Origin of the sequence: Brachybacterium sp. P6-10-X1 (genome assembly GCF_001969445.1) — a bacterium.
In the GTDB taxonomy this organism is placed as follows: Bacteria; Actinomycetota; Actinomycetes; order Actinomycetales; family Dermabacteraceae; genus Brachybacterium.
In genome coordinates, this window is sequence record NZ_CP017297.1 from 577,992 (window position 1) to 592,691 (window position 14,700).

Sequence of the window (14,700 nt, forward strand, 5' to 3'; positions counted from 1 at the left end):
CCACCTGCCGGGACGAACACCCAGCGCCCTGCCGTCGGGCCGGTCGGTCACTCGGCGTCCTCCAGCCGCACCCCGTCAGCCCAGCTCACGCGCTCGTAGAAGCGCCGGTTGAAGTAGTCGACCTGCGAGTTCGACGTGTCACGGTTGCAGGAGCCCAAGATCTGCTCGATCCGGGAGCGGACGATCGAATCGGCCGGCTTCTCCATCGGCACCTCTTCGAGCTCCCCGAACACCCAGTCACGGGACCGGAAGTGCGGATTGTGCCCCTCCGGCGGCGTGATCAGCACGTTCAGCGACTGGTGCGAGCTGCTGGAGCCCGCCTTGTTCACCCGCAGCCGGTACCCGAGCGGGATGTAGCCCTCGGCGCGGGCGGCTTGCAGGTCGGAGCGGATCTCGCGGGTCAGGTCGGCGCCGTACAGCCCTTCGGTGCGCTCGTAGTTCGACCCGTAGGACCCGGCATACATGTCTCCGCCGTCATCGGTGGCCCCACCGCCCGAGAAGTCCCGGACTCCCTCGCTCTCGCGCAGGGTCTCGGCCATCTCGGCTTCGTGCAGGATCGCCTCGCCTAACTGGCCGCGCCGGACCGGATCGTCCTCGTCCATGAACTCATCGGCCAGTGCACGGGACCCTTCCGGGCCGCGGTCGTGCTGGATCCCGACCATCACCTGCATCAGCCGCAGCCGCGCCATCTGGCCCGGGTGCGTGGTGCCGGGCTCCCAGTCGGCCCGGCGCTGCTGGATGAGGTCGTTGTCCTCGGCGAGGTTGGTCGCCTCGGTGATCAGTTCGCGACGCTGGCTTGGGGAGAGGCTGCAGCGGCCGGTGGCCATGTCGGCGAACAGGTCCGAGGTCGCCACCCGCTGCGGGGACCTCGGAGCGCCGATCGGATCGACCGGGCCGGCAGCATCGAGCGATTCGATGTACGTGCGGGCGGGGCCGATGCCCTCGTCCTCGCTGATCTGCAGAGCGGTGGTCGCTTGGTCGAGGTCCATCACCAGGGTCGGGTCGATCCCGCTGCGCTGCTCAACCTGCTGGATCAGGCGGGCGCGACGCTCCATGTCCGTCTCCCCGCCGCGATCCGTGGCAGGGTCGAGGACTGCCACGTCGGCCTCGGCGCGTGTGACGGTTCCGAACTCGCCCTGGTTGCCCTTCTCGCCGGTGTCGCGCTTTCGCACCCGGGAGTTGCTGCGGTGCATCGGGATGATCTTGCCCATGGGGTCCTCCCAGGTCGAAGAATGCTTCACCCCGGGGAAGTGGGCGGGGCCTCACGACCCGTCCGATAAGCACAGAGCGGCGTCGGCACCATCCGTGCTGCCATCGCGGTAGATCACCCGCACTCGCACCGATGGCCGCAGCCGCGGGGAGGACACCCACAGGGCGTTCGGGGCGACCGGGGTGCACCGCAGCCGCGACCCGCTGCGCGCCGTCTCGACATGCGCCCCGTCCGGCAACGACCTGCCGTCGTCGACCGTGATGGCCGCCACCCCACCCGGCAGACCAGGACGAAGCGCCACTTCGCACCAGGAGTCGATCTCGTGCCGCTCGGCCTCCGGAGCGGCCGCTCCCTCGACGTCGACTTCGCCGACCGCGCACCGGGAAGCACCGCTCTATGTGCGGGCCTGGACGGTGAACGCCAGGCGCTCTCGCGGGTATCCGCCTGCGGCGCCAGCGTCAAGCTGCCGTCGGGGCTGAGACTGACCCAGTCGGGACGACCCGCCGCGAGGACAGGTTGCTCGCCTAGCTGTTGCGGGCATCGCGAGGGCCATGACAGCGGTGGCACCGGCCCGCACCGGAGTCCGAGGGTAGGCAGGCGGTGCGGTGGGCGGGGCCGGTCGCCCTGGTGAAGGCCCCGTTCGTGACCGACTTCTTCCGGGAGCAGGGGCTTGTGGACATTCCGCCGTTCCCGATGGACCCCGTCGTGGTGGTCCTGCTGGCCGTTACCGCGGTGGGCGAGATCGCCGGCGCCTTGCACGCGCTCATCGCGACCTGCATCAAGGTCATCGACGCGATCCGCAGCTGAGCGGGGCGCCACCCACTCTCACGGTCGCTCCACTCATTCAGCCAGCACCCGGCGGCTGTCACCGCTGGTGTGCGCTGGGCTTCCACGTCGGGAAGCTCAGCGCACACCAGCGCGTAGGGCGGCGTCCTCAAGTCGGTTCGCTCGGCGGGCTCTTCATGGCGCTCCTTTAACGTTCGCCCCTGGTGGCGCCGGGACCGGCCCACGCAACACGGGGTCGTCAGTCACGCGCATCCACGATTCCAATCGTGCCCGCATGCCTTTCACCGTGTCCGAATGCTCGCAGTCGGAGACGAGATTGTTGGCCTCGTGCGGGTCGAGCAGGAGGTCGAACATCATCTCGGGTGCTTGGCCCTGGCCGCCCCAACCGCGGGCGGCGAGGTACTGCTTGCTGGCACCCTCGTCGGTGTGCTCGAGGATCCGGTGGTCCAGCTGCCGGAACGAGCGAATGTACTTGTACCGGTCGGTGCGGACGCAGCGCTGCGGCTGATAGTCCACGTGGTAATTGAGCTCGGCATAGACGGCGTCGTGCAGATGGCCCTCACTGCCATCCATCAGAGTCAGCAGCGATCGCCCGCGCAGGCCTTCCGAGGGGCTTATACCCGCGAGCTCGCAAACTGTGGGGAACAGGTCGAGCTGACTGACCAGCGCATCACTCACGGAGCCACCGGTGAAGCCACCTGGACCGCGCATCATCAGCATCACACCGATCCCGTCGTCCGAGAGCGTGCACTTCATGTTCGGGAAGGCCAGGCCGTGATCGGTGGTGCAGATGACGAGCGTGTTGTCCGCAATGCCCGCTCGCTCCAACGCGTCGAGCACCTGACCGACCCCGTCATCGAGCCGTCGGACGCTCGACGAGTATCTCGCCATGTCTTCACGAGTCTCTATCGAATCCGGAACCGGCGCTGGCGGCTGGAGGTACCGAGGATCGTCCACCGGTTCAGGAGTCGGATAGGGGCGATGGGTCTCGAAGAAGCCGACCTCGAGATAGAAAGGCTGTTCGTGCGCCGAGGCCAGGAAATCTGCAGCGGCGGGTGCGACGTCCCCTGCCGAGTGGCTCGGTACGGGGAGAATCTCGTCGTATCCGAGCTTCGTCGGGTCGTCGGCCACGTGCTGCAATCCTGCGAGTACTGTGCGGTATCCGGCCGTTCGCAGGACATGACTCAGATGCTGATGGTGATCGATCAGAGAGAATCCGCGATGACTGAGTCCGAGCATCCCAACCTCATGCGGGTACCGCCCCGTCAAGAGAGCCGCTCGGCTCGGGGAGCAGGTCGGTGATGCGGAGAATGCGCGCCGGAAGACCACGCCCTCCTCCGCGAGCTGCTGCAGGCGCGGCGTCGCCACCGGATATCCGTAGGGCCTCACGTAGCGCCCCGTGTCGTGGGAGTTCAGGTAGATGATGTTCGGGCGCAAACGGTCCTCCTCGTCCAAGTTCGTGGTGCGGTGGGTTCAAGGGCACCATCGGCCCGGCTCCACCGGATCAATGGGATAGTCCCCCGCCGCCGCTTCCGGGGTCAGTCGTCGGCCCTCGCGGCGAGAGCCTGCTGATACTCATCGCGGATCGCGTCACCTCCTCTTATCTTCCAGGTGGCGACGGCATCCGCCCCGGAACTCACCGGTTTGCGACCTTTGATCATGTCTGTTTCGAGGTCTCGAAAGGTGGTGTCGATCTGTTTGCCTTCCCGGCTCTGGGTCCCGCTGTAGAAGCACTGCGGGCGGGTCCAAGCGACGCAATATTCAACTGTTTCAACTGTATCGACTAACACGGTGATAAAATCTCAGGGAATCGGACGCACATGAAGGGATCGCTCGCTCAGGCCGAGCCGATGTTGTGATACGCGACGGTCAGTCCACGTGATATGTACGATGCCGTTTTCGGTCTGGTCGACGCGGGTGGGATGCCCGTCGATAAGCACTTCATACCGGTATCCGGGTGCGAGGGTCGCGACCACCGAGGCTGTACCCGTAGCTGTCGGGAGGCTGAGCAGGTCCGCTGTGAGCGTGCTGCCATCAGCGTGAATTCCGCTCTTGAGGACTCGGGTGTCGAACCCGGTGGTGAGGTTGCCGAGTCGGTGATAGACGGCAAAGAAATTCAGCACTGGAGCGGACAGGCCTCCGAATTGGTGCCAGCCATTGCCGCGGCCAGTGGCGATGGAGAAGTGCTCCCAAGTGTTGTACGTGCGCTCCGATTCGGCGCTCCAGACCTCGAGTACGGCTTCGGCGATACGCCGGGCGAGTTCGGGGCGGCCCAGATCGAGCATCGCTTTGAAGAGGAACCACTGGTGCACTATCCACACCTGACCGTTCCAATATCCATTCAGGTCAAAATACGGTGCGGACTGGTCCACCGTCGAAATGCCGATACGCGTCCACAGGCGATCAGGTGAGAACAATCGATCCAGTAGCACGTCGGATTGTGCGGAAGTACAAGAACCGGCGACGAGGGGATAGACGCCATCAATTCCCATGTTGAGATTGAAGCCTTTGTCGTCCCGCAGGAGACCAGTGAAAGCGCCGTCTGTGTCGTGCGTCGCGTACCCGAAATACCCCGCATCTGGGTCCCAGCATTGCTGCAGGGCGGCGGACATGCGATTGATGTCCTCGACGTATCCTGCGACATCACCGTGATTGACCTTTGGCCAGTTCGGATAGTCCGCCCCTGGAGCTTCGGAGCGAATATCTTCGTCGGTCCCCGCGGTGCCTGGATCGCCGGTGGTATCCCCTATGGCCAGCAATAGAAGTTTTGCCGTACGGATGGCGTGCGAGGTCGTCACCATTGGTGCGACGGACTCTGCGAGACGGTGGCGGTGGGTGGCGGCTTGGGCGGGATAATCGTCCCAGCCACCGGAGTTGTAAAAGTAGGCGAAGGGATTGAGTAGCCCGGACGGCATCCGGGTGCGCGACTTCGGGTGACCGCCGGACAGGAATCGGTATTGCTCACGCAAGCCCGGATACCATTTTGCAAATCGTTTTCGATCAATTCCGCGAGAGAGCAGCTCTGCCGCGAGATACTGCTGTGTGGGCACGGTTGTTCCGTGGTGGATGTACGCGGAATGGGGGTCGTCGGGGCCCGTCAGGTACGCCTCCAGGCAATCCTCAGCACTCTGGGGATCGACCTCGGCCAGCCCGAGCCCGATTATCCCGGAGTCCCACGTGTACAAAGAGTCCCACCAGCGGCCGGGGGCGAAATGCCGGACGTTCTGTCGCCGCGTATAGATGGGATATACGACATTTGTCAGTACGGTGGCAGCCATAAGACGCTGGGAGTTTAGGAGCCTCCCTCGTCCGGTCGTCGTCCGGCCCGACCTCCGTGGATCGAACGCGCTGCGGCGGCCTTGATTGAGAAGCACCTGGAGCTCCGAGTTTGAAGCGCGGGCGAACGCCGCGAGCCTGTCGGATACTTCGTCGGGACTCCCGTCGCAGACGAGGCCATAGATGGTTCTCCGAGAGTGGGCGGGCACTGTGACCGCTGGGGCGAGAATGTCGGTGAAACGATTCGCGTGCCCGTCGGCGTCTACTGCTACGTGCGAGGGTCCGGGGATCCCGTGCCAATCGTACTTCGCGCTGCGCAGAAGTATGTCGAGATTGTTCCCGACAAACTCTCGAGCGTGCAGTCCTCCAGCGGCCCAGGTTACCCCGTAGGCTTGCTCCAACGCCCGAGGTTTGATTACGAAACCACCGCTCGGGTCCGGCGTTAGTGCCACATCAGTATCCAGGGTGTCGGGGATCACGACGGTGCGTTCGACTTCCTCGCGCTCCCCGATCAGGAACCCGTCGATCTCGAGCCCGGTCAGCGATCCTCGCGATGCGCTAAGGGTGATGCGGTGTGTTCCTCGTGCGAGGGGTCCGAAGTCGAGGTCGACGGTTTGCATCTCACCCGTGCCGACACATTGCAACTGCCCGGTGCGGGGGCCATCAACCATGAGATTCCCGCTGACACCTGGGGGCAAGCGGTGCCGGAGGCGCAGCACGGCGTCGCCGAGTGGCGCGTCCAATTGCAGGGAGTAGATCACCGCATCGCCCGTGTCCTCTCCAACATCGGTGAGAACGGACCCTCCGACGGCGCCGTGCGCACGCGCTTCACCGACGAGCAGTCCATCGGCTGCGAGGCCTGCGTCGCAGCGTCCTCCGGCCAGGCGGAGCTCCGCATAGTCCAGAGCATCCACCCAGGTCACCGCGTCAGACTTTTGGATGCTCACCGTGCGAATCCATTCGCGGTGAGAGCCAATCCGGGCGAAGTCCAGGCTGGTCACCGCATGAGAGACCACGCGCTGTGCGTAATCCGTATTGTTCACCCACTCGCAAGAGACGAGGCGCGAATGATCTCCCATGGCAGTGAAGGACACGTCGCAGTAGACCTGATCCTTCCATTCTAGCTCGTAGCGGTAGGCGTAATAAGGCAAACCTGGCGCCGCCTCCCACGGGTGAAAACGGCTGGGGCTCAGACCGTCTGGAATCACAAGGTCGCCACGAAAGTAGCCCGGCACGATGGTGAGATCGAATCGGGCCCCTCGGACGGGGTTGGCCACGTGGGAGACCCCGGCGTAGCGCTTGCTGTACGGCCCCCAGGCAGGAAGTCGTAAATCTCGATTGGTATCACCGGCCGAGTAATCCGCGTGTGACATTCGAGCTCCTTAAGCGCAGAGATGACGGTCAGACGTCGCACCGTTCTACCGGTCGCGAGGTGTTCATGCTCATTGGTAGTTTGATCAATAGTTCTACAACAAAGTACCTATTTACAGATCACAAAAGACTGTGATGACCCTTCTTGGCGGGCGGCACTTGATTCCCGCGGCAGTCTTTGCCGACCATTCTCACTGGCAGATCGGGAAGGTAGACAACGGTGCGGACCACGCCTGGGGTTCCAACGACTTGGACAGGTTCGTAAGGGTCAGTGACCTCTGTGCGTTCACGCGGACTGTCGATCTGCGCGGGCCTGTTCGAGCTCTGCGCGGATCTGATCTCCGCCGTCCCTTCGCCACGTCCTGACGCCGGCATCCCACGCGGAGACGGGTTTGCGTCCCTGCAGGATGTCGTTGGAGAGGTCGTTCATACGACCGTCGATGCTCCCTCCGAGCCGGGTGCTCGTCTCTGAGTAGAGCCCGAGGGTTGGGTCGCTGAGGCCGTACTCCACGGCGACTTTCTGCCCGTCGTACCAATTCTGTGTCGACTCGGGATTGCCGGGCACATAAATCGGCAGGGGCGCATCGGTCAGATATTGGAACCCGAGCGGGGTTTCACTGGTGCCCTGATCAGTGGGTACAGGATTGGCTCCTTCTAGCTGGTAGTGCACCCCCTCGGTGCCGTAGACACGGAACAGGTACTCCTCGGTCCCGAAGGGGGCAGCGAGCCAGTCCAGCACGCGCAAAAAGGTCCGCACGCGGTCTGTGGCATCCTTCCTGATTGCCGAGATCCCATAGGTGGGATTCCCTAGCCAGGCGCACGCCGTACCCGGGTCTCCCGCGAAGCCGGGCGTTCGCATCGCCTGCATCGCGAACTGGTCGCCGGAGGTCTGGGCCTGATGGAACTGCGGCCAAGCGGAGAAAGTGCCGAAGAAGAAGTAGTTGCGTCCTGACCCGAACCAGGTCTTGCGGTCGCTGGGCTGGGAGGAGAAGGTGCCGGGATTGAGGACCCCTGCTTCGACCAACCTGCGCGCGGCAGAGAGTGCCTCCTTCTGTTCCTCGGCTTCGAAGGTGCTGGTCAGTGCGCCGTCGTTCTCAGCCCAGACGTTGGGGATGCCGAACATCTGACGGATCAGGTCCAGCGGCACGGACCCCAGGGCAAAAATGTTCTCCTCGGGCACGGTGAGTTCTTCGCACAACTCGAGGAACTCCTCGAAGGACTGTGGGTCCCCGTCGATGCCCTTCTCCGCGAGCAGGTCGGCGCGCTGGTAGAGGATGTTCGTACTCATGACGCCGCGAGGGACGGGGACACCCATGATCTTGCCGTTGTACGCGGTTTCCTGCCACGTGTCGGTGGGAATGTTGGCGAGGAACGGGTAGTCCTGCACCGCCTCTCCGGAGAGGTGCGGTGTGAGGTCCGCGGCCGAGGCCTCGAGGAACTGTGGCAGCAGCGGGGTGCCGCCAGCTACAGCGAATAATTCAGGTAGTACATCCCCGGCGACGGTGGTCGCGAACTTCTGTCCCCAATCGGGAGCCGGGACGATGTTGAGTTCCAGCTCGGAGCCGAGGCGGGTGTTCAACTCCTGCCAGAAGGCATTGCGGGAGACGTCGGGCGGAACAGGGTCATCTGTGCGCACCAGGGCGGAGATCAGCTCCCCGTCCCCCGGCGGCTCGGTAAACGTGGCGACGGGATCGGCGGGATACGAGAAGTATCCGTTCATCAGCCCGGACTCCGGGTCCCCAGGGAGGTCGGGCTCGACGCCCTGATACGGAATGTGGGAGGGCAGGCGCACGGGAGCGTTGGCGAACTCGGCGGGGATCCCGCCGCGGCCCTCATTACTGCACGAGGCGGTCAGCGCGGCCCCGGCAGCGGTGGCGGCTGATAGGACGACGCGGCGGGAGATGGAATGGCTGGTCATGGGTGAGACCTCCTTCGGGATGGGGCGAATGTGCGTGAAGGCGCCGGATGCGTCATCCCTTCACGGCGCCGGTGAGGACGCCCTTGGTGAAGTGACGCTGGAGGAAGGGGTAGACGATGACGATGGGGACGATGGAGATGACGAGGATCGCCATCTGGATCGTGGTCTGGGGCGGCGCGGCTTCGACCGCCTGGCCCATCTCCGCCGTGCCCATCTCGGTCCCGTTGATGACGTAGGTGCGCAGCACCATCTGCAGGGGCCATTTCGAGGCGTCGTTGAGGTAGAGCAGGGCGTTGAAGAAGGCGTTCCAGTAGCCGACCCCGTAGAAGAGGCCGACCACCGCGAGCACGGCCTTCGACAGGGGCAGGGCGATGCGGCGGAAGATCTGCCACTCGGAGGCGCCGTCGATGCGGGCGGCATCGATCAGCTCCTCGGGCAGGTTCACGAAGAACGCGCGCACCACGATCACGTTGAAGGCGCTGACCGCGGTGGGGAGGATCAGGGCCCAGAGGCTGTCGATGAGGTTGAACTGTCGCACCACCAGATAGGTGGGGATCAGTCCGGGGCGAACAGGAGGCTGACCAGCACGAGCAGCAGCATCTGCTTGTTGGCAACGGTGCCGCGGCGGGACAGTGCCCAGGCCAGGGTCGAGGTCAGGATGAGACTGATCAGCGTTCCGACCCCGGTGACGAAGATGCTGACCAGGAGTGCTCGGGTGACGACGCCGCCGGAGAGGATCGACTGGTAGGCGGTGAGGTCGATGTCCCGGGGGAAGAGCACGAACCCTCCGGCCTCGGTGACCTGATCGGCCGGTGCGATGCTCGTGGAGATGATCCCGATGAAGGGGACGACCACCATGGCGCAGGCGATGAGGAGGATGATTGCTTTGAGCGTCTTCTCCACGGGACCGGCGCCGTCCCGGATCCCGGGGAGCGGGACGCCTGTCGGCGGGGTCGGGGTTTCCGGTGGGCTGTGCGGGGTCGTCGTCGATGCGGATGGTCATGCCTTGTACACCCCCTGCTCGCCGAAGGCATGGGCGAGCTTGTTCGCGGAGAGGACGAGGACGAGCCCCACGGCGCTCTTGACGAGGCCGACGGCGGCCGCCGTGCCCCATTGGCCGCCGGCGATGCCCTCGTTGTAGACGTAGGTGTCGAGCACTTCGCTCGCGTCGATGCCGACCGCCTGCTGCTGCAGGATGATCTGCTCGAATCCGACGCTCAGCGAATTGCCGAGCTGCAGGATGAACAGCAGGACGATGATCGGCCGCATCCCCGGGAGCGTCACGTGCCACATCTGCCGGAATCGCGAGGCGCCGTCGACCGCTGCGGCCTCGTAGAGGCTGCGATCGATCCCGGCCAGGACCGCGAGGAACAGGATCGTCGCCCATCCCGTGTCCTTCCAGATCACCTGGGAGGTCAGGAGCACCTTGAAGATCTCGGCGTTGCCGATGATGTGGAGGGTCTCCAGGCCGTTCGCGCGCAGGAAGTTGTTGATCATGCCTGATCCGCCGAGCACCTGCTGGAACACCGCGACGACGATCACCCACGACAGGAAGTGGGGCAGGTAGAGGATCGACTGGATGGTCTGGCGCAGTTTGTTGGACAGGAGGCTGTTGAGGATCAGGGCGAGGACGATCGGGATGGGGAAGACGAACACGGACTGGATGAGCGTCAGGATCAGCGTGTTCCACAGGGCGTTCAGGAACGCAGGATCGTTGCTGACCAGGATGCCGAAGTTCTGGAAGCCGACCCAGAGGCTCTCGCCGATGCCCAGGAAGGGGCGGAAGTCCTGGAACGCGATGACGTTGCCGAGCAGCGGGTAGTACTGGAAGGCGAAGAGGATCACCATGCCGGGGACGGCAAGCAGCAGGACGGTCCGATCGCGGAGGATGCGCCGCCACAGCGATTGCGGTGCCCGGCGCTCCAGGGGTCGCGACGACGGGTCCTCCGGTGGGGCGTCTGGGGACTGGTCGGGGTCAGGGGGGATGCGACTGTCGAGGTCGACGGTCATGAGTACGGCTCCTCCTGTGCACCGCTCGACATCGGGCGGGGCATCGGTAGACGGAAGCTTTCCTGCCCGGTCGCCGACACGTGATCGCGCGGCACCTGATCGCACGACTATGTCGATCAGCGGTACGGCCCGTCCGTCTCGTGGCCCGGCCCTCGAAATACTCATGGCTGGTACAGCGCTGTACCAGCGGTTGCCACCTGTTGCTTCTCACGTTGTAAGCGCCGGTGCCGCTTCGCGGCCGCTCCCGTGCCGGTGCGCTCCTGGGTACAGGGCCCGGAAAGGTTGTCGTCATGGACGAGGTCGTTACGACGGCGGTGGCCGTCGCGGCGGAATCAGTGGTCGCGCTCGAGATCGTCTCTCGCACAGATTCGACCCTGCACGGGCACTTCCCGCTCGACACCGACATCATCACCCAGGCGCTGACCGACGGCAGCGCTGCCGCAAGAGTCCCGGACGCGGTGCTTCTCGTGCCTGCATTCCCGGACGCCGGCCGGGTGACCGTCGACGCCTTGCACTGCGTCTGCTCACTCGACGGGACTGCGGTCCCCGTCGCCGACACCCCGTTCGCCGACGACGCCACCTTCGGGTTCCGCGCCCCGGAACTGCGCGAGTGAATCGCGGAGAAGACCGGGGGACGGTGATTCCCAAGGAGGTCGTCCATGCCCCACACACGACGATCAGGCAGGGCGCGGCAGACGTCGCCGAGGTCCTCGCAACAGTGAGTGATCGCCGCTACGTGACAGCAGACGTGCTGGTCGAGGACGACATGCGAGTTATCGCCACCGCGGTGCATCGACCCAGTCCCTTTCATCTTCATCAACAGCACCCTCACTTTCCTCGATCAGCAGCCTCGCGAAGGCCGACGCGCGGCCGACACGCGCGCCGCTCTCACTTGCGGCGTCGGCCAAACAGGCACCCTCGACCCGAACGCCGCCGACGCGTGGGCCGGCCCCACCGCCACCCTCTACAACGACCTCACCACCACGAACCCGGTCCCCGACCGCCGGACGCTTCCGGACCTACCTTTCGAGAACCGGTACTACGACTGTTTCCCGCCGAGCACCTCGAGGAACTCGATGACCCACCCTCAGCCTCGGCCTGAAGAGGGTGCATCAGCACCGTTTTGCGGTTCCCGACCATGGCGAGAACACCGAGCCTGACGGACTGAGATGTAGCCGCCGGCGGCGACGCGGCCCGGTGGCCAACCACCACCGCCTACTGCAGATCGGAGGACGCGCTGCTACGGACCAAGCCCTTTGGCATCACAGGTTGAGAGTCGTCTCCACCGAGCTACTGACTTTCCGCTTCTCCCTTGCGTACTCGATCTCGCGTCTTGTCGCTGACCCGACGTAGCCGCATTCGCTTACCACACGGACCTCGTCTGCGAGGTCGAGCCGTCTCAAGCGCAGTTCTCCCAGAGCTTTGCGTCTTGAGCGCGCCCGGTCACAGGGCGCAGCCGACGCAGCCTTCGACCTCGGTGCCCTCGATCGCCATCTGACGCAGGCGGATGTAGTACAGGGTCTTGATGCCCTTGCGCCAGGCGTAGATCTGCGCCTTGTTGATGTCGCGCGTGGTGGCGGTGTCCGGGAAGAACAGCGTCAGCGACAGACCCTGGTCCACGTGCTGGGTGGCCTCGGCGTAGGTGTCGACGATCTTCTCGTAGCCGATCTCGTACGCGTCCTCGTAGTACTCGAGGTTGTCGTTGGTCATGTAGGGCGCGGGTAGTAGACCCGGCCGATCTTGCCTTCCTTGCGGATCTCGATCTTGGAGACGATCGGGTGGATCGAGCTCGTGGAGTGGTTGATGTAGGAGATCGACCCGGTCGGCGGGACCGCCTGCAGGTAGGCGTTGTACATGCCGTGGGCCGCGACCTCCTCGCGCAGCTGCTTCCAGTCCTCCTGAGTGGGCAGGTGCACGCCGGAGTCCTCGAACAGGCCGCGGACCTTCTCCGTGCGGGGCTCCCAGGCCTTGTCGATGTACTTGTCGAAGTACTCGCCGGTGCCGTAGGCGGAGCTGGCGAAATCGTAGAAGATCTCGCCGCGCTCCTTGGCGATCTTGTTCGACGCCTTGATGGCGTTGAACGTGACCGCGTAGAAGTACATGTTCGTGAAGTCCAGACCCTCCTCGGAGCCGTAGAAGATGGACTCCCGCGCCAGGTAGCCGTGGAGGTTCATCTGCCCCAGGCCGATCGCGTGCGACCTGCGGTTGCCCTCGGCGATCGTCGGCACCGACTCGATGTCCGAGTGGTCCGAGACCGAGGTCAGACCGCGGATCGCCGTCTCGATCGTCCGCGAGAAGTCCTGCGAGTCCATCGCCTTGGCGATGTTCATCGAGCCGAGGTTGCAGGAGATGTCCCGGCCGAGCTCGTCGTAGGTCAGGTCGACGTTCATCGACGACGGGGTCGAGACCTGCAGGATCTCCGAGCACAGGTTCGAGTGGGTGACCTTGCCGGGGATCGGGTTGGCCCGATTCACGGTGTCCTCGAACATGATGTACGGGTAGCCGGACTCGAACTGGATCTCCGCGAGATTCTGGAAGAAGTCGCGCGCCTTGATCTTCTTCTTGGAGATGTTCGGGTTGTCGACCATATCGTGGTAGACGTCCGAGACGTTGACCTCGGCGAACGGCTTGCCGTACTCGCGCTCCACGTCGTACGGGGAGAACAGGTACATCGGCTCGTTGCGCTTCGCGAGCTCGAAGGTGATGTCGGGGATGACCACGCCGAGGGAGAGGGTCTTGATGCGGATCTTCTCGTCGGCGTTCTCGCGCTTGGTGTCCAGGAACCGCAGGATGTCCGGGTGGTGCGCGTTGAGGTACACGGCCCCTGCACCCTGGCGGGCCCCCAGCTGGTTCGCGTAGGAGAAGGAGTCCTCGAGCAGCTTCATGACCGGGATGACGCCGCTGGACTGGTTCTCGATGTGCTTGATCGGCGCACCGTACTCCCGCAGGTTCGAGAGCAGCAGCGCGACGCCGCCGCCGCGCTTGGACAGCTGCAGCGCGGAGTTGATGGAGCGCCCGATGGACTCCATGTTGTCCTCGATGCGCAGCAGGAAGCAGCTCACGAGCTCGCCGCGCTGGGCCTTGCCCGCGTTAAGGAAGGTGGGGTGGCCGGCTGGAAGCGGCCGTCGAGGATCTCGTCGACCAGGTTCCGGGCGAGCTGCTCGTCCCCCTCGGCGAGGGTGAGGGCCACCATCACCACGCGGTCCTCGAAGCGCTCCAGGTACCGCTTGCCGTCGAAGGTCTTCAGCGTGTACGAGGTGTAGTACTTGAACGCGCCGAGGAAGGTCGGGAAGCGGAACTTCTTCGCGAAGGCCTGCTCCGACAGGGACTCGATGAAGGAGAAGTCGTACTGGGCGAGCACCTCGGGCTCGTAGTACTTGTTCTCCACCAGGTAGTCCATCTTCTCGCGCAGCGAGTGGAAGAACACCGTGTTGGGGTTCACGTGCTGCAGGAAGTACTCCCGGGCGGCGAGGCGATCCTTGTCGAACTGGATCTTGCCGTCCGCTCCGTAGAGGTTGAGCATCGCATTCAGCGCGTGGAAGTCCGGGGGAGTGCGGTCGCCGGTCACACGGTCCTCGGTCGTGTCGATGACGTTCATGATGCGTCTCCTTCGCTCTCGTCAGTGACGGGGTGCTGGTGGTGCTCGGTGAGGAACCGGGCCAGGCCGTCCCGGACTGCCTCGACGTCCCGCGGCGTGCCCAGCAGCTCGACGCGATACAAGAGGGGCACCTGGCACTTGTCGGCGATCACGTCCCCGGCCAGGCAGTACGCCTCCCCGAAGTTCGTGTTCCCCGCGCCGATCACGCCGCGGATCAGGCCCCGGCTGCGTGGTTCGTTCAGGAACGCAATGACCTGCTTCGGGACAGCGCCGCGGCCATTGCCGCCGCCGTAGGTCGGGGTGATCAGCACGAACGGACGCCTCGCCACCAGGGCATGGTCGCCTCGCCGCAGGGGGATGCGGGCGGCCGACAGGCCGAGCTTGTCGACGAACCGCCGCGTCGTCTCCGAGACGGACGAGAAGAACACCAGGTCCGACCACGTATGCGTCTCGCTTACAGCACTCATGACCGAGGAAGTGGGCGGGGACGAGCCCTCACGGGACGCTCGGAGGCTGGCCTTCATCGCCACA

At 64.7% G+C, this 14,700-nt stretch carries 11 protein-coding genes and 1 pseudogene; 2 read left to right on the forward strand and 10 right to left on the reverse strand.

Annotation, left to right across the window (positions count from 1 at the left end; all coding sequences use genetic code 11):
- Window positions 1–47: 47 nt before the first annotated feature.
- The gene (locus tag BH708_RS02575; RefSeq protein ID WP_076806374.1) at window positions 48–1,211 is read right to left on the reverse strand and encodes a hypothetical protein; all 1,164 of its coding nucleotides are present in this window, start codon (window positions 1,209–1,211) and stop codon (window positions 48–50) included.
- 641 nt (window positions 1,212–1,852) lie between these two features.
- On the opposite strand from BH708_RS02575, the gene BH708_RS02580 reads away from it, so the two are divergent.
- Window positions 1,853–2,017 carry a hypothetical protein gene (locus tag BH708_RS02580; protein WP_216639494.1) on the forward strand — a complete coding sequence of 55 codons (165 nt, stop codon included), beginning with the start codon at window positions 1,853–1,855 and terminating at the stop codon, window positions 2,015–2,017.
- Between the two features lie 153 nt (window positions 2,018–2,170).
- On the opposite strand, the gene BH708_RS02585 is transcribed toward BH708_RS02580, so the two are convergent.
- The 7 genes from BH708_RS02585 to BH708_RS02605 form a co-directional block, all read right to left on the reverse strand.
- The gene (locus BH708_RS02585) at window positions 2,171–3,433 is read right to left on the reverse strand and encodes a sulfatase (RefSeq protein WP_076806376.1); all 1,263 of its coding nucleotides are present in this window, start codon (window positions 3,431–3,433) and stop codon (window positions 2,171–2,173) included.
- Window positions 3,434–3,534: 101 nt separating this feature from the next.
- Window positions 3,535–3,786: a hypothetical protein gene (locus tag BH708_RS19690; protein WP_157235675.1), complete on the reverse strand. Its 252-nt coding sequence runs from the start codon at window positions 3,784–3,786 to the stop codon at window positions 3,535–3,537.
- 12 nt (window positions 3,787–3,798) lie between these two features.
- Window positions 3,799–6,645, reverse strand: coding sequence for a hypothetical protein (locus tag BH708_RS19695; protein ID WP_157235677.1), 2,847 nt, complete (start codon window positions 6,643–6,645; stop codon window positions 3,799–3,801).
- A 284-nt stretch (window positions 6,646–6,929) separates the two neighbouring features.
- Complete coding sequence (locus BH708_RS02595) at window positions 6,930–8,561, reverse strand: extracellular solute-binding protein (protein WP_076806381.1); 1,632 nt, start codon at window positions 8,559–8,561, stop codon at window positions 6,930–6,932.
- 52 nt (window positions 8,562–8,613) lie between these two features.
- Entirely contained in the window at window positions 8,614–9,099 is a 486-nt protein-coding gene (locus tag BH708_RS20220) for a carbohydrate ABC transporter permease (RefSeq protein WP_253705446.1), read from the reverse strand.
- Window positions 9,100–9,116: 17 nt separating this feature from the next.
- Window positions 9,117–9,464 (reverse strand): hypothetical protein, encoded by a 348-nt coding sequence (locus BH708_RS20225; RefSeq protein ID WP_253705447.1) that lies wholly within the window; start codon window positions 9,462–9,464, stop codon window positions 9,117–9,119.
- Window positions 9,465–9,560: 96 nt separating this feature from the next.
- Window positions 9,561–10,571: a sugar ABC transporter permease gene (locus BH708_RS02605; RefSeq protein ID WP_083713223.1), complete on the reverse strand. Its 1,011-nt coding sequence runs from the start codon at window positions 10,569–10,571 to the stop codon at window positions 9,561–9,563.
- Window positions 10,572–10,861: 290 nt separating this feature from the next.
- On the opposite strand from BH708_RS02605, the gene BH708_RS02610 reads away from it, so the two are divergent.
- Window positions 10,862–11,185, forward strand: coding sequence for a four-carbon acid sugar kinase family protein (locus tag BH708_RS02610; RefSeq protein WP_076806383.1), 324 nt, complete (start codon window positions 10,862–10,864; stop codon window positions 11,183–11,185).
- Window positions 11,186–12,014: 829 nt separating this feature from the next.
- Here the strand turns inward: BH708_RS02610 and nrdE are convergent.
- Together nrdE and nrdI are read right to left on the reverse strand one after the other, a co-directional pair.
- A pseudogene (gene nrdE / locus BH708_RS02615) lies at window positions 12,015–14,169 on the reverse strand (class 1b ribonucleoside-diphosphate reductase subunit alpha).
- Window positions 14,166–14,636, reverse strand: coding sequence for a class Ib ribonucleoside-diphosphate reductase assembly flavoprotein NrdI (gene nrdI, locus BH708_RS02620; protein ID WP_076810696.1), 471 nt, complete (start codon window positions 14,634–14,636; stop codon window positions 14,166–14,168). Before nrdI ends, nrdE begins: the two are co-directional and overlap by 4 nt.
- Window positions 14,637–14,700: the final 64 nt, after the last annotated feature.